Genomic DNA, 15,270 nt, shown 5'->3' with positions numbered 1-15,270 from the left:
GGACATCATCTCCCTCCTCTACCCTGACACTGTTCATATAAAACTCGGCAGAATAAGATGGCTCTGACCCATAAAGACTACTTTAAAATTGCATTTCCTTTCATCGTTTCTACTGTAACTCAGCCCTTGTTGGGGGCGGTGGATACTGCCGTGATTGGTAGGCTCGGTGTCGCTGAGATGATTGGTGGTGTAGCGGTCGGTACGGTCATCATGAACACCTTGTATTGGTTGTTTGGCTTCTTCCGTGTCAGTACCACTGGGCAAAGTGCGATTGCGTTAGGTAAAAACAACCCAGAAGATCAGGCAAGCAGCTTATTCCGTCCTTTCGTGCTTTCGCTTTGCCTTGGCTTGATTTTTATTGCGTTACAGTCCGTGATTTGGATGGGTGCAGAACTGATTATCTCCCCTAATGCAGTCGTGGCAGAAAACGCTAAGATTTACTTTGATATCATGATCTTTGGTGCACCGTTTGTACTGCTGAACTACACCGTGATTGGTTGGTTGATGGGGCAAGCCAAAGCCAAAGAAACTTTGTTCACGCAAGTGTTTGGCAACGTGCTTAATATAGTGCTGGATGTCGTATTCGTATTGTGCTTCGATATGGGCATTGCTGGCGTTGCGATAGCAACACTTATCGCGCAAATCTCGACGTTTGTTATTGGTGCGGTGCTGGTGTTGAAGACCTGTCGCTTCTCGTTGTTTGATTACATTCAAACCGCGAAAATGACGCGTAAAGATCTCAAAGTCATTGCGTCTTCCAATATGGATTTGTTGTTACGTACTGTGTGTCTGCTTGTGTTCTTCAACATGATGGCGCGAGTGGGCTCTCAGCTAGGTTCCGATGTGCTCGCGGTGAACGCAATCTTGATGCAAGTGACCTTCATCGTCAGCTACATGTTCGATGGTGTGGCGAATGCGTCAAGCGTCTTCGCAGGTAAAGCGGTAGGGCAGAAGAATCCGAGATTGCTTGATAACGTGATTAAGCTAAACACGCAATGGACAGCGGCGTTCGTTGTTGTATTGACCTTGCTGTTGGTTTTGCTCAAACACCAAATGGTGACGTTGTTTACCACCTTGCCAAACCTTGTTGAGCTGTATTTAGATATGAACCCTTGGTTATTGGTGTTCCCATTGGTTGCGGGTTTTGGTCTTACGTTTTACGGCATCTTTACTGGCACAGGGACGACGCGACCAGTGCGTAACTCTACCTTCCTAACCATGATGGTGTTCTTAGTGACCCAATTTATTGCGGTGCAATATTGGGGCAATCACGGTTTGTGGCTGGCATTTACTTTGTTCTACGTTGGACGCTTTGTTTTCTTATACCCAAGCATTACTCAGGTGAAGAAAAAATGTCTTTAGTCATATTAAATGGGCATCATTTCATATCATTGTGAATCAAACCAATCGCGATGGTTCGCATTGATGATGTGAGGGAAAAATAAGCTGAAATAACTACTCCAGACGGTTTTATTGCACAAAATCACGTGATAGCATTGTTATGTTATAATGTTACATTTATTTTGGTGTCGTGAATTCTCAACCAATACTCTCCGTTAATAATTTCAGCCTTGCAGACTCAGAACACACACTCTTCAAAGACATTTCTTTTGAGCTGTTCCAAGGTGAAGTTCTTGCCATTATGGGGCCTTCCGGCATTGGTAAATCCATGTTGTCGAAAGCCGTCGCAGGTTTTTTGCCGTCTGATATTTGGGTGGACGGAAGTATCCAGCTTAACAGCAGTGAAGTCGCAAAAACTGGCATGTTGCAACGCAGTCATTCGCAGCGTCCTGCGGTCATTTTCCAAGATGCACTCAAAGCGCTGAATCCATTGGCGTCTGTTGAACAACAACTGTGTTTGGCGTTGACGGGCAGCAAAACACACTTGTCTTCAGCAAACCGACAAACGGTGACGACCTTGTTGTCTCAACTCGGATTTGTAGACCTAAAAGCAGCATTAGCGCAGCATGCAAGCCAGCTATCTGGTGGTCAGCGTCAGCGTATTTGTATTGCCATTGCGTTGCTTGGCAGTGCCAACTTGATCATCGCTGATGAGCCCACCAGTGCGCTCGATCCAATTACCGAAGCGGAGATCCTTGAGTTGTTCCGCAGAAGTGTTCAGCAACGCAACATCAGTGGTTTGTTGATCACGCACGATCTATCTGCGGCTTTAGCCTGTGACAAAGTCTTGGTGATTGCGGACAACACCATGGTGGCTTACGGAGCACCATGGCAAGCCATTCAGCAAAGTTCGCATCCTTTCTGCCAGCAACTTGCGCAACTGCTGCCTTAACCTCACCTCTGGAGCCTATTTTGACTAAGCACAACTTGAGCGGGTACACGCAGCCTAAATCGGCGGAAGTTCGCTTTGAGCAAGCCAGTGTTCACTATTACTCCAAACCAAGTTGGTTGGGGGGCAAACCGTTTAAAGCGCTCGAACAATTGGATCTCGCTATCGACACACAGAATATTGCGATTGTTGGTCCTTCTGGCGCGGGTAAATCGACCTTGATTGAACTTCTGTTCGGTCTTCGTAAACCCACTTCAGGTGAAGTGTATGTGTGTGGTTATCCGTTATCGCGTAGCTCGGCTAAGCAGCGCCAAGAGTTGTGTCAGCACATTCAACTGATTCCGCAAGAGCCGCAATCGAGCTTGAATCCGTATTACACCGTTCGCCAGATCTTACTGGAACCGCTAAGCAATATTGGTTTAATGCAAGGGCTCAATGAGAAGGTGGAAAAGGTCTTGCCGGATGTCGGTTTGGATCTCACATTGTTAGATCGTAACCCGCAGCAGTTATCGGTTGGGCAAGCTCAACGTGTGGCTATCGCCAGAGCTTTGATTGTCGAGCCTTGTGTGTTGGTTGCCGATGAACCAACCAGCAGCCTAGACCCCGGCAGTCGCCAACAGATTCTCGACCTGTTGGCAGGCATTCAAAAGAGTCGTCAGATGCGCCTGATTTTGGTGACACATGACCTCGATGCTGCACAAACCCTATGCGATGAAATCCTGGTGTTAGACAAAGGACGCGTTGTCGAGCACGGCACAGCACAAAGTGTGGCAAATAACCCATCGCACCTGATCACTAGAGCTTTGATGAGCGCTCAACACAAAAGTAATGAATTCACAAAAACCATTGGAGAGGTTTCTTATGCACCTTAGTACTCCCAAGTTAGCTTTGTCGCTGGCTTTAAGCGCACTGCTGACGGGTTGTTTTGACTCTGGCGAAAGCAAGCCAGAAGCGGAAAAAGCAGCTGCACCGCAACCGACGGAAATTCGCGTTGCCATGATGCAACCACCACGCACAGGTTTGTCGCCACTTTCAGATGACGCGTTCAAACTGTCACGTTGGAGCACGGCAGAAACGCTGGTTAACCTTAACGATCAGTCTGTTGCTGAGCCTATGTTGGCAACAGAGTGGGAGCAAGTGGACCCAATGACATGGCAATTCACGGTACGTAAGGGCGTGAAATTCCACGATGGTTCTGACCTTGATGCTAACACGGTTGTGAACTCTCTACACAAAGCATTAGATGCCGCACCTAAGCCACGTATCTTGGATGGTATCGAATGGCAAGTTCGCGCATTGGACGACTTCACTGTTGAAATCAAAACGACCTTTAACGATCCATTGCTGCCAAGCCGTTTATCTAGCCCACAATTAGCGATCCTTTCTGACGCTGCATACCAAGAAAACGGTCGCGTTGTGCCAATCAATGCGGGCACGGGTCCATTCGTTCTGACAGAAATCAACGGTACAACCAGCGCGAAACTGAAGCGTTTTGACGGTTACTGGGGTGAAAAAGCGAAAGTAGATAGTATCTTTGCTGAATACGTACCAAACGGTTTTGCGCGTGCTGCAGCACTGCGTACCGGTGAGGCGGATGTAGTTGAAGCCGTTCCTGTATCGCAAATCGCGATGATGGAATCTTCACGGCTGCACGAAGTTGCAATGCCGCGTACCAACACGCTTTACCTGAACAACAAATCAGATGTATTTAGCCAGTTTGGTTTACGTAAAGCAGCGGCTCAAGCGGTTAACCGTGAGCAAATCATCAAAACGGTTTATGAGAACCACGCCGATTCAGCGAAAGGTCTGTTAGGTCCTGCATTGGCATGGGCGGGGCCAATTCGTGATGCGAACCCTCGTATGGAAACCATGGAAATGCGCCGCGCTAACGGTGAGAAAATCACCATTGGTACGTTTACCGACCGTGCTGAGTTGCCAGAAGTAGCGGTGCTACTAAAGCAACAACTTGAAGCGGCTGGTTTTGTAGTTGAGCTAGACGTTCGTGAATACGCACAAATCGAAAACGATGCACTAGCAGGTAAGTTTGATGCCTTCTTGCTATCGCGTGCAACTGTGCTGGATTCTGGTGACCCAGTGGCGTACATGCAAAGTGACTTTAGCTGTAAAGGTTCTTACAACCTTGGTCAGTTCTGCTCTGAAGAAGTGGATGCGGCACTGAAACATGCTGATCTTCAGCCGTTAGGCGAGAAACGCCAGCAAGCGATTATCGAGGCAGAAAGCAAAATTCTTGAGCAATACGCTGTGATTCCACTGCTTCACGAGCGTGTAATCCAAGGTGAGAGTGACCGCGTAAAGAATGCACAACGTGACCCACGTGAGCGTCGTCTGATCGACCAGTTTACTGAGGTGAACTAACTCGATGTCGTCTGTTGCCAACATGCGCTCTCGTTGGAGCGCTTGTACGCCTGAATGGTTTACGCGTTTTTTGTCGCGCTTCCTGTCTCTCGGGGTAGTGGTTGTGCTGGTGGGTTTGATGCCGGATATTGCAGGTATCGACCCAAGCCAATCAATCCTCCGTGCCCGTGCGGGTGCTCAACAATTGCTGACGGCAGAAGCTCTGCAAGCAATTCGAGAGGATCTACAACTTGACCGCAGCGCTGCTGAGCGGCTGTGGGATTGGTTGACGCTTGCCATGCAAGGTGACCTAGGTGTCTCTTGGGTGAGCGGCGCATCCGTGATGGAGAGCGTTCAACAAACCGCAAAAACGTCACTATTGCTGATGCTTACAGCGCTAGGCATGGCATTTGTAATGTGCATGGCGAGCATGCTTTACACTGTGCGTCGTTGGCAACAGAATCGTTTAGCTACTCAAGGTTTGGGGCATCATGACACGCTCAGTTCTGTGTTGGTCTCATTGCCCGAGTACGTGATTGCTTCATTACTGATCATGGTGTTTTCCATCTGGTTGGGTTGGTTCCCACCTTATGGTTGGCAAGGCGTGCAAAACCTCTGGCTACCAAGTTTGGCAATGGCATTGCCTGCTGCTGGCTTGTTCGGTCGCTTGCTCAATGACAGCCTCAAGCGTGTATTAGATGAACCTTGGGTGATCACTTGGCTATCGGCGAACGTCAGTCAGTTTCAAATCTTACGTTTTGCCTTGTGGCGTGCCGTTAGTAACTTGATTCCTCAAATCGCAATGACAGTGATTGGTTTAACCGGCGGCGCGGTTGCTGTGGAACAAGTGTTTTCAATTCCGGGTATCGGACGATTGATCTTAGGCGCAGCGAAGTCACAAGATCTGCCGATGTTGCAAGGCGGTTTGTTGGTGTTGCTGGTGTTCTCCATGTTGATCAGCAGTGCGAGCATATTATTGCAACGCTGGTTACTCGGATACAGTGTCACGAGTGGCAAGCTGATCAGTAGTCACAGCACATTCCGTTTTACCCAAAGCACCACCAAACGCATCGTCAGTGCGACAATCTTTGCCTTGCTGATTGCTTGTGCGGGATGGGCGTTAATGCGCGATCCTTACACCATCCAATTTGCCCGCCTTGAATCGCCAAGCTTAGCAGCACCGTTTGGTGCCGACGCCGTTGGTCGAGATCTGCTTGCTCGTGTTGGCGGCGGTATGATGTCGACAATCAAAATGGGCATCATCGCAACGTTCCTAAGTTTGGTGATTGGTTTACTACTCGGTTTCGTGACTCGTTATAGTCAAGGCTTAATTGAGATCACCAAAGGTGTGCCATACATTGTGGCGGGTCTGCTGATCGCTGGTCTAACGGGGATGAACCCAAACAGTGCCTTGATTGCGATTGTTATGGTGTCGTGGGCACCGTTAGCGGCGCACTGCGCGAGCTTGTTGATGGAAGCCAAAGCGCAACCTTATACGCACCTTGCGCCCATTTGGGGAACCAGTCAGTGGCGAGTACTCCGTTACTACTTGTTGCCTTACGTGCTGCCGCCATTGATTCGTCACGCGTTTCTGCGTTTGCCGTACATTACGCTCAGCCTGACTTCTCTAAGTTTTATCGGACTTGGTGTTAAGCCGCCAGAACCTGAATGGGGCTTATTGATTGCAGAGAATCTGCCTTACATAGAGCGCTCGCCACTGGGTGTCTTGCTGCCAATATCAGGTCTGGTGTTGATGGCAATAGCAATCAATCTGTTGTTCGATGATTAGGAATGAGTCGCTTCTAATCATCGATTCCTCCATCTCCCACCACCTATCAATTACACAACTATGCAGCTAACAGTAAAATTAATATGAAGTTAACTGCATATCATATTGCCATACATCACAGTTTGCCAGATAACAAACTTATCAATTAAAAGACCATAAAAATCGCATAACTAATTGAAAATGTTGATTTTGAGATCTAGAACATTAGCTCTACCTATGAATTACATCTTTCTCATTTTTATTATTTGATATGCATTCATTTTTATAAAATATGTTATTTTTAACATTTTTATAACTTAATCTTTTGTGAAGAATTGAATGGATTGTTTAAAAAGGAGTCACACATGCAAGTAAGCATAACAACAAAAAAATCCATTCTCGCGACTGTTATCAGTACCACCATGCTATCAGGGTGTTTCTGGGACGATCCACGTGAGGTGGCAAAATACGTCAGTGAAAACATCGATAGAGACGAAGTCGTCAGCCATCTAGTGACACTAGAAGGTTTGGCTTCTGCCACTACAGATGGCAATTCCATTACTCGTGCAGCAGGCACCAAAGGTTACGCCAACTCGGTTGAGTTCATTGTCGAAACCATGAAAGAACATGGCTACATCGTTACTACACAAGAGTTTGACTTCCGCGCTTGGGAAGAACTAGCAGGCACGAAAGCCAACGTCGATGGCAAAGATCTCATCAGCGTACGCGAAGCCGATGAAGGTGTTGAAGCAGATTTTGCCGTAATGTCTTACTCAGGTAATTCCAACGGTCAGGTTAGTGGCGAGCTCGCGTTCGTTACACCGGACTTCCGCTTTGATGCACCCGATTACGACAGCACTGATGGCTGTGAAGCGTCTGACTTTACGGGCAAAGACGTAGCAGGCAAGATTGCCGTTATCCAACGTGGTGGCTGTGCATTTGATGCAAAAGTTGTCAACGCAGAGAACGCAGGAGCGAAAGCGGTTATCGTCTTCAACCAAGGCAACGATGAAGGCAGAAAGTCTGTCGTTAACGGCACTCTAGGCAGTGATACGAAAGCGACCATCGCCGCTTTAGGCGCGCGCTTCGATCTTGGTCAAGAGTGGTACAACAAAGCACAATCTGAAACGGTATTGGCAAATCTTACGGTCAATGTGAAAGATGAAGACGTCGTAACTCAAAACATTCTTGCTGAAACCCCTCGCGGTAACGACGATCAAGTCGTCATGCTTGGTGCTCACCTTGACTCTGTTCCAGAAGGTCCAGGTATCAACGATAACGGCACAGGTACGGCTGGCCTACTTGAATACGCGGTGACGCTATCTGAGCTTGAAGTGCCAGTGAAGAACAAAGTTCGCTTCGCATGGTGGGCGGCTGAAGAAGCAGGTCTAGTAGGTTCTGAGTACTACACCAATGACTTGTTCCAACCAATCTACAATGACGCACAAGCTCAAATTCTTGAAGAACTAGGTTTGAAAGATCCAAGTGAGCTAACGCCTGATCAAGTAGAACTGGTTGAAGCCCGTTACACTGAGATCAATAAGGTGAAGCTGTACCTGAACTTCGACATGATCGGTTCACCTAACTACATCTATGGTGTGATGGACGGTGACTTGTCTGATACTAAAGACAGCCCAGATAATGCTTACACTGGCGATTTCAAACCGCCGTACGGCACATCTGACATCGAGTCTATCTTCCAAGAGTTCTTCACTGATAAAGAAGAAGCGACCATTCCTCAAGCACTATCGAAACGTTCTGACTACGCAGGTTTCGCTGACTGGGGTGTTGCATTTGGTGGCTTGTTCACTGGTGCTGAGAAAGTGAAAACAGCTGAAGAAGTTGAGAAATTCGGCGGTGACATCGATGTGTCTTACGATAAATGTTACCACCAGGCGTGTGATGACGTGAATAACGTTAACCAGAACGCGCTTTACACTAATACTCAGTCACTTGCTTACGTAACGACTTACTACGCGATGAGCAAACAGTTGTTCCCAGAGCAGCCAGCAGAACCAGAAGTGAAAGCACAACGTGCCTTCTCTACTGCTGAAGCGCCAAAAGAGAAACTACGCATTGGTGAAAGACTCAAAGCGGCAGACAGCGTCTCTGACCACGATCACTTCCATGGTGATTTTGATCAAGACCTGAAATAATCACCTTTCGTAATAAAAACGCCGTGCCTCGCACGGCGTTTTTCGTTCTATCTCACGTTTTCATCACTGAGCCTCTTTCTACGCCCCACACTCTCGCCAAAAGGAGGAGTCAAACCCAATCAACTTCCACTAGCCTTAAATCAACCTCAATAGGAATGGCTAGATTGTTGAATGAAGAAGTACAATATTTATCAGGTCTTTACCCGCCTGTTTGGCAATACGAATACCACCAATCAGCCATGGGGCAACATAGATACCAATGGAGTTGGCAAGTTCAGTCACTTTACTGAAAAGGCTTTAAATGAAATTCGTGATTTGGGCATCACGCACGTCTGGTTTACTGGCGTACCACATCATGCTCTGGTCAATGATTACACGCATGTAGGAATCGACAATGATCACCCTTCGGTTGTCAAAGGCCGTGCAGGCTCTCCTTACGCGGTAAAGGATTACTACTCGGTCAACCCAGATCTAGCTGATGACCCCAGTCGACGAAATCAGGAATTCGTCGATTTAATCAGTCGCACCCACAATGCTGGCCTCAAAGTCATCATCGACATCGTACCTAATCATGTGGCTCGGGTTTATAAAGGGTTAAACAACCCTTCAGGTGTGGAAGATTTTGGGGCTCACGATGACACCAATGCCTATTATCACAAAGACAACAACTTCTACTATATTCCAGATGCTCCTTTTGAACTGCCAAGCGAATTATCGCCTGAAAAGATCCTTGGAGGAGAAGCACATCCACACTTGGAGACTCCCTATCAGGAGTTTCCGGCGAAATGGACCGGCAATGGCTCAAGGAAAGCTCAGCCGTCTATTGATGATTGGTACGAGACAGTAAAAATCAATTATGGTGTTCGCCCTGACGGCAGCAAAGACTTTCCTATCTTGCCAGAAGAATACCGCTTTAAGCTTCATTCGGAGCACCATCAATTCTGGCAGGATAAATCCGTTCCGGATTCATGGAAAAAGTTTCGGGATATCGCACTTTACTGGCTTGAACAAGGCGTCGATGGCTTTCGTTACGATATGGCCGAAATGGTACCTGTCGAGTTCTGGAGCTATCTTAACTCTTCGATAAAAATGGCTAACCAAGATGCCTTTCTGATGGCTGAAGTCTATCAGCCGGAACTTTATCGCGACTATATCCAGATCGGAAAAATGGATTATCTCTACGACAAGGTCGATCTCTATGACCAGTTAAAATCAATTATACAAGGTCACGGTTCTACGCGAGAAATTGGTCGCATTGAGTATCAGCTACGCGATATAGAGCACCATATGCTGCACTTTCTCGACAACCATGATGAACAGAGAATTGCTTCGCCTGAATTTGCGGGGTGTGCTCAAAAAGGCAAACCCGCCATGTTGGTGTCTACTTGCCTATCAAGTTCCCCTAGCATGATCTATTTTGGTCAGGAAGTGGGTGAACCTGGGGCGGAGTTCGGTGGATTTGGCACACCTAGCCGCACGTCGATATTCGACTATGTGGGCGTCCCTCACCATCAGCGTTGGATGAACCATGGCGCTTTTGACGGAGGCCAACTGAGTGAGGATGAAAAAGCGCTGAGAGCCTTCTACCAAAATCTGCTTAACCTGACGTTAAAAAGCCCTGCCCTATTGGGAGACTACCACGACCTTTACGCAGCGAACTTTGACAACTTCGGTGAAATGCAAGATCAGTTGTTCGCTTTCGCCAGATCCAGTGAAGAACAAAAGCTGATTGTTGTTGCCAATTTCAGCGCGCAACAAGGTAAACAAGTCGAACTGATTCTCCCTTACTCGCTCATTACTGACTGGCAGCTGCTTCCTGGACAATATCGTTGGATAGATAGGATGAGTGACTCGCAGTACGCCCTGAATGTGACTCAAACGTCCGCCTCTATTTCTATGTTGCTTTCCCCACTGGCAAGCCTGTTTCTAGAGCTTGTCGTCCCTGATTCGGAACAAAAGTTATGACACATCCATTTATCTTTCATGGTCAAAGTAAAGACTGGTTTCGCGTTACCAATGACACACTAACCCTCAAGCTGGCAATAGAGAAAGGTATTGAGTTGGACAAAGTCTTGGTCCGTCACGAGCCTGACAATGAAGAGTATCTTGTAGAAATGCAGCCCGATGGTGAAACACATCATCTTACCTTCTGGACCGCATCAATCACTGCCAACTCAGACCAAGACCTCACTCGTTACGCGTTTAAGATTCTCATGCCCCAGCGTCAGCTTTGGTTAGATGCAAAAGGCCTCCATACACGTATGCCGCCAAGAGAGACCCATTTTAAGTTCAACTCTAAGCATCAACCTCCGGCTTGGGTCAACAAGCAGGTGTTCTATCAGATATTCCCCGACCGATTCTGTAATGGAAACTCTGACATCAGTGTTAAGACTGGCGAATACAAAGTTTCAGGAGGAACAAGAAACGTCGTTGCTAAACAATGGGGAGAGCCTGTTGATGTGAGTAACGGCAATGCTGGCTGCGAGTTCTATGGCGGTGATTTGCACGGTGTTGAGCAAAAGCTGGACTACCTTGAAACACTTGGCATCACTGCTTTATATCTTAATCCCATTTTTGCCGCTCCAAGCAACCACAAGTACGATACCAGCGACTATCTGAATGTCGACCCACACCTTGGGAGCAACCAACATTTCGCCGAGCTCTGCCAACAAATCCATCAGCGCGATATGAAAATCATGTTGGATGCGGTTTTTAATCACACCTCAACAGAGCACCCATGGTTCAATCTGCAAGGCTTGCATCCCGAAGTGGGCGCCTACCAAGGAACTCACTCTGAATATCGCGATTACTACCTTTTTGAAGGAGAAAGCCGCCACTACGAGGGGTGGAAAGGGATTAAGTCACTGCCTGTCCTCAATTTTGAAAACAGCCGCGTAAGAAATTACATTTACCTCGGTGACGATGCCGTCATCAAACACTGGCTAAAACCGCCCTATTCTATTGATGGTTGGCGGTTCGACGTAATCCATATGCTCGGTGAAGGGCAAGGTGCTAAGAATAACCAGCACTATGTCAAAGCGTTTCGCCAAGCGGCTAAATCCGTCAATCCTGATTGCTATGTTCTTGGGGAACACTTCTTTGAAGCCACTCAGTGGCTACAAGGCGATCAGGAAGACGGTGCGATGAACTACTATGGTTTCGCTCACCCACTACGTGCCCTGCTTGCCAATCTCGACATTGCCTTTGATCCAATATCAATATCCGTACCTGAGTTTCTCAATTGGTTGTCCGAAGCCAGAGCAAAAGTTCCTTGGTTGAATCAACTTAGCCAGTTAAATCAATTAGACAGCCACGATACTGCGCGATTTATGGAGTTGGTAAAGCATGATCCTAGGCTGTTCAGGCTGGCTGCAACTTTGTTGTTTAGCTACGTTGGCACACCTTGTATCTATTACGGTACAGAACTAGGTATAGAGGGAAGTCATGATCCAGACAATCGACGATGTATGCCTTGGGACGAAGTAGAACACAACACCTATTTACCTTTTATCAAGCAACTGATTGAGATCCGTAAAACTCAACCTGCTCTACAAGAAGGTGATTTTGTGCTGCTTTACCAAGATGACACAAGCTTTGCCTATGCTCGTCAACTCGCTGGACAATGTGTGATCGCGGCTTTCAATTTGGGGAATAATGTAAAGTCGCTCACCCTGCCTGTCTGGAAACTGAATATCACCAACCCAACTTTCTTCAATGCCATGACAAAGCAAAAGGTGGCGGTCAGCAACAGTAAAATCTCGATTCAGCTTGAACCCGTCTCTTCAATTCTTATCGAAAGCGAACGCTAATACACGTCTTATAGAACCCGATTGCCCAGATATCTCTGGGCAATCCTATTTCGCTTCAAATTTAATCTTTTTAATAATCAATCCATTACCTTTCACATTTGCTATTTTCAATTTAAATTGCAAAAACAACAGTTGCAATTGCAACTGTTGTTTTGTAAATTTAAATCATCCCATACAGATAAAGCAAAGGTAATGTAATTAAGATGAAAAACTGGATTCGAACAATACATAAAGCAGCCGCCTTAAGTGGCTTTATGATGATTCTAAGCTTCTTTACTAGCACGCTTTATGTGGAACTGTTTGGCAGTTTTGCTCAGATCGCAAGCGTTAAGACATACATCTTCTACGCAATATGGTTTTTGATTCCAACCATGGCGTTGGCGGGTATAACAGGGGCTAAGATGGCACCGAAGGTCACAAGAGGACCGATTGCAGCAAAGAAAAAGCGCATGCCCTTTATTGCGTTGAATGGTTTGCTGGTTCTGACGCCGGCAGCCATCTACCTTCACTATCTCGCAAACGCAGGGCAGTTTAACAGTACGTTTTACATCGTTCAGATTATCGAATTGATTGCGGGCTTTACCAACTTGATACTAATGAGCATGAGTATTCGAGACGTTATGAAGCAGAAAAAGCCCGCGCGATTAGCCTAAGCCATTAAGCGATGAATCTGCTCAATGGTATCTTGGGCAGATTCATAATCAACGGGCAGCTCGACCACACCATTGGCCGTCTCTACAAACAAAGATGGGAAACTATTCCCACCGATAGAGCGAGCGAAACCGAGCTCCTCCATAAGTTGTTGGTTTAGAGCTTCAGACTGAAAATCTTGCAAGAACTGCGCTTCATCAAGACCAATCTCCCCTGCTATCGCAATCAAAACTTCACTGTCACTCGGGTTTCGTGCTTGAAGGTAATAAGCGTGCTGAATGGCGCGTAGCATCTCTTTCTCCGCTCCCTGCTTACGTGCCGCTAACACTGCTCGACAAGAAGGATAAGTTGAGCGCTTAGGGGTGTTTTTTGTCCAGAAGTCATAGTTGAACTCAGTGCCCAGATAGTTTTCGATCTTTTTCCAATATGAGGCAATTTGTTCACGCATGGCGATGGGCATAGGCTCCATAGAGTCTGGTGCCAATCCACCCACCACATACTGCACTGTCACCTCATCAGCTAACGCACTCTGGATCTTTTCCCAAGTGGGCTTGTAACCCCAACACCAAGAACACATAGGGTCGTAAACGTAGTAGAGTTTGGCTGCTTGCATGAGTTCATCCTTATAATGAGTAGCGAATCAGGGTCTACATCACCAATTCGTCTATTTCCTTTAACCCCATAGAGGTAATTGTTACCTCTGCTTGATCGAGATCATTTTAACAAAGTGATTACATCATTTATGTTGACATAATGTTACGGAGATTAACAAGAGGGAAGCCCATGGAACTGAAAAAAGACCCAAGATGTTACACTGACGTGTGTGTAGGTGGTAAATGGTTTCACCATGATCACTGTACCAGTAAAGCGTATATGCTCAAGGGCGGTGCAGACGTGAGTGTGGAATTTAACAAAATACCTGAAACAGAAGACGAACTTATTGAACTGTTAGTTCAGAGTGTTTAAACAACAAGCGCTTAGCAACCCCCATTGCTAAGCGCTTGTTTTTATCTGTCTATTTATTGATTGCGAGGTAAGTACCAGCAGCAATCATCACGCCACCAGCCCCTTGATTCAGCTTGCGTTGAGCACTTGGAGTTTTCAACACTTTAACCAGTCGCCCTGCACCAATCGCTATCATCATTAACCCTGTCATCAGTGCAACAATGCTTAATACCGCAGCCAGTGCAATATCCTGACTATTAAGAACGGTTAAGTCCATAAACGTTGGCAGGAATGAAATATAGAATAGGATCACTTTAGGGTTTGAAGCCGAGATCAGAAAGCCCTGTACAAATCCGGAGATATGAGACGGAGCTTTTGGTGTTTGATCTTGTTGAATCGCTTCACTGGCCTGAGGCAGTGCTTTGATCATCTTATAACCGAGATAGATGAGGTAAGCCGCACCGACGTAACGAATCACCACAAACAGCGTTGCCCAGTTTTCAGCAATTGCGGCCAAACCCAAGCAAGCTAAAAGGAGATAGATAACATCGCTGGCAACCATTCCAGCAGAGAGAGAAATACAGTGTTTTGCACCTGAAACCATCGCACGAGCAACAATGGCAAATACGCCCGGCCCAGGTGTGATGCTAAAGATCAACATCGCGATAAAAAAGGTAATCGCACTTTCAATGGTCATGGCTGTGCCTCATACATAGTGGGTTACTGAAAAGTAACATTATTGTATGAAAATACAATCGCCTTTCAGCATTCAAAGCTATTATAATTTCAGCCAGCTAGCGTACTCAGGATCCGTATCTTTCAGATCCATGTAGAGCCATACCATGCGATCGACAAACCAAGCCTTGAACGCCATTACCCAGACATTCCCCAATACGACGGTACCAACATCCAACGTGTACAAGCCGTAGATCAGAATAGGCACGCCAAGCGCAGAAAGCGTACTCAGCAGGTTACACATCCTCAGATGGTGCCCCGGTATCTTAACTTTTGATCGTTGCAAATAAATCCGCTCTCCAAAGGTTCCGACAGACGCCCAACTGTTAGTGTTTTTTGGCGCTGAGAAAACGCGAGGATTGAGCCAGACCCAAGCAATAGAGATAACAATCGGGAGTGTCGACCAGAAGCCGATCCATTCTTTTGACCAAATCGATAGTGAGAGCAGTGGCAATATCGTAAATCGAGAATAAACGCTGAGCGGACTCGCATGTCGCTTCCACGCCTCTTCATCCATTCCCATCATTTTCTCAGTCCACTTAAAGATATCCACTTTTGATC

At 46.7% G+C, this 15,270-nt stretch carries 13 protein-coding genes; 10 read left to right on the top strand and 3 right to left on the bottom strand.

Translation table 11 applies throughout. The annotated features are described in order from the left end of the window. Positions 1 to 57: 57 nt before the first annotated feature. The 9 genes from F0265_RS10495 to F0265_RS10455 all read left to right on the top strand — a co-directional run bounded on the left by F0265_RS10495 (position 58) and on the right by F0265_RS10455 (position 13,031). Entirely contained in the window at positions 58 to 1,362 is a 1,305-nt protein-coding gene (locus tag F0265_RS10495) for an MATE family efflux transporter (protein WP_171748837.1), read from the top strand. A gap of 169 nt (positions 1,363 to 1,531) precedes the next feature. Beyond that, positions 1,532 to 2,293: an ATP-binding cassette domain-containing protein gene (locus F0265_RS10490; RefSeq protein WP_171748836.1), complete on the top strand. Its 762-nt coding sequence runs from the start codon at positions 1,532 to 1,534 to the stop codon at positions 2,291 to 2,293. 20 nt (positions 2,294 to 2,313) lie between these two features. Further along, positions 2,314 to 3,162, top strand: a complete 849-nt coding sequence (locus F0265_RS10485) for a dipeptide/oligopeptide/nickel ABC transporter ATP-binding protein (RefSeq protein ID WP_171748835.1) — start codon at positions 2,314 to 2,316, stop codon at positions 3,160 to 3,162. Then, on the top strand, positions 3,152 to 4,666 hold the full coding sequence (locus F0265_RS10480) for an ABC transporter substrate-binding protein (protein WP_171748834.1): 1,515 nt from the start codon (positions 3,152 to 3,154) through the stop codon (positions 4,664 to 4,666). Before F0265_RS10485 ends, F0265_RS10480 begins: the two co-directional genes overlap by 11 nt. Before the next feature lie 22 nt (positions 4,667 to 4,688). After that, a complete protein-coding gene (locus F0265_RS10475; protein WP_171749129.1) occupies positions 4,689 to 6,434 on the top strand; it encodes an ABC transporter permease subunit in 1,746 nt (581 codons plus the stop codon). 344 nt (positions 6,435 to 6,778) lie between these two features. Beyond that, positions 6,779 to 8,569 (top strand): M28 family metallopeptidase, encoded by a 1,791-nt coding sequence (locus tag F0265_RS10470; protein WP_040121333.1) that lies wholly within the window; start codon positions 6,779 to 6,781, stop codon positions 8,567 to 8,569. Between the two features lie 171 nt (positions 8,570 to 8,740). Further along, positions 8,741 to 10,534: an alpha-amylase family glycosyl hydrolase gene (locus F0265_RS10465; RefSeq protein WP_171748833.1), complete on the top strand. Its 1,794-nt coding sequence runs from the start codon at positions 8,741 to 8,743 to the stop codon at positions 10,532 to 10,534. Next, positions 10,531 to 12,378, top strand: a complete 1,848-nt coding sequence (gene malZ / locus F0265_RS10460; RefSeq protein ID WP_171748832.1) for a maltodextrin glucosidase — start codon at positions 10,531 to 10,533, stop codon at positions 12,376 to 12,378. The genes F0265_RS10465 and malZ overlap by 4 nt, the downstream gene beginning before the upstream one ends. 203 nt (positions 12,379 to 12,581) lie before the next feature. Beyond that, entirely contained in the window at positions 12,582 to 13,031 is a 450-nt protein-coding gene (locus tag F0265_RS10455; RefSeq protein ID WP_171347400.1) for a hypothetical protein, read from the top strand. Here the strand turns inward: F0265_RS10455 and F0265_RS10450 are convergent. Beyond that, positions 13,028 to 13,642: a DsbA family protein gene (locus F0265_RS10450; protein ID WP_021457517.1), complete on the bottom strand. Its 615-nt coding sequence runs from the start codon at positions 13,640 to 13,642 to the stop codon at positions 13,028 to 13,030. The two genes, F0265_RS10455 and F0265_RS10450, sit on opposite strands and share 4 nt — an antisense overlap. A gap of 170 nt (positions 13,643 to 13,812) precedes the next feature. On the opposite strand from F0265_RS10450, the gene F0265_RS10445 reads away from it, so the two are divergent. Further along, the gene (locus F0265_RS10445; RefSeq protein ID WP_006960472.1) at positions 13,813 to 13,995 is read left to right on the top strand and encodes a hypothetical protein; all 183 of its coding nucleotides are present in this window, start codon (positions 13,813 to 13,815) and stop codon (positions 13,993 to 13,995) included. A gap of 49 nt (positions 13,996 to 14,044) precedes the next feature. On the opposite strand, the gene F0265_RS10440 is transcribed toward F0265_RS10445, so the two are convergent. After that, on the bottom strand, positions 14,045 to 14,671 hold the full coding sequence (locus F0265_RS10440; protein WP_171748831.1) for a LysE family translocator: 627 nt from the start codon (positions 14,669 to 14,671) through the stop codon (positions 14,045 to 14,047). An 81-nt stretch (positions 14,672 to 14,752) separates the two neighbouring features. Next, positions 14,753 to 15,262 carry a DUF6653 family protein gene (locus tag F0265_RS10435; protein WP_171748830.1) on the bottom strand — a complete coding sequence of 170 codons (510 nt, stop codon included), beginning with the start codon at positions 15,260 to 15,262 and terminating at the stop codon, positions 14,753 to 14,755. Positions 15,263 to 15,270 lie beyond the last annotated feature (8 nt).

This window comes from Vibrio sp. RE88 (assembly GCF_013113835.1).
Taxonomy (GTDB): domain Bacteria; phylum Pseudomonadota; class Gammaproteobacteria; order Enterobacterales; family Vibrionaceae; genus Vibrio.
This window is presented reverse-complemented; position numbering and strand designations above follow the sequence as displayed.

What these genes read in the sequence shown, in the direction of transcription:
- F0265_RS10440 (WP_171748831.1), bottom strand. Translation starts at nt 14,671, where the DNA reads ATGACCATTGAAAGTGCGATTACCTTTTTTATCGCGATGTTGATCTTT.
- F0265_RS10470 (WP_040121333.1), top strand. Translation starts at nt 6,779, where the DNA reads ATGCAAGTAAGCATAACAACAAAAAAATCCATTCTCGCGACTGTTATC.
- malZ (WP_171748832.1), top strand. Translation starts at nt 10,531, where the DNA reads ATGACACATCCATTTATCTTTCATGGTCAAAGTAAAGACTGGTTTCGC.
- F0265_RS10450 (WP_021457517.1), bottom strand. Translation starts at nt 13,642, where the DNA reads ATGCAAGCAGCCAAACTCTACTACGTTTACGACCCTATGTGTTCTTGG.
- F0265_RS10480 (WP_171748834.1), top strand. Translation starts at nt 3,152, where the DNA reads ATGCACCTTAGTACTCCCAAGTTAGCTTTGTCGCTGGCTTTAAGCGCA.
- F0265_RS10455 (WP_171347400.1), top strand. Translation starts at nt 12,582, where the DNA reads ATGAAAAACTGGATTCGAACAATACATAAAGCAGCCGCCTTAAGTGGC.
- F0265_RS10445 (WP_006960472.1), top strand. Translation starts at nt 13,813, where the DNA reads ATGGAACTGAAAAAAGACCCAAGATGTTACACTGACGTGTGTGTAGGT.
- F0265_RS10465 (WP_171748833.1), top strand. Translation starts at nt 8,741, where the DNA reads ATGAAGAAGTACAATATTTATCAGGTCTTTACCCGCCTGTTTGGCAAT.
- F0265_RS10475 (WP_171749129.1), top strand. Translation starts at nt 4,689, where the DNA reads ATGCGCTCTCGTTGGAGCGCTTGTACGCCTGAATGGTTTACGCGTTTT.
- F0265_RS10495 (WP_171748837.1), top strand. Translation starts at nt 58, where the DNA reads ATGGCTCTGACCCATAAAGACTACTTTAAAATTGCATTTCCTTTCATC.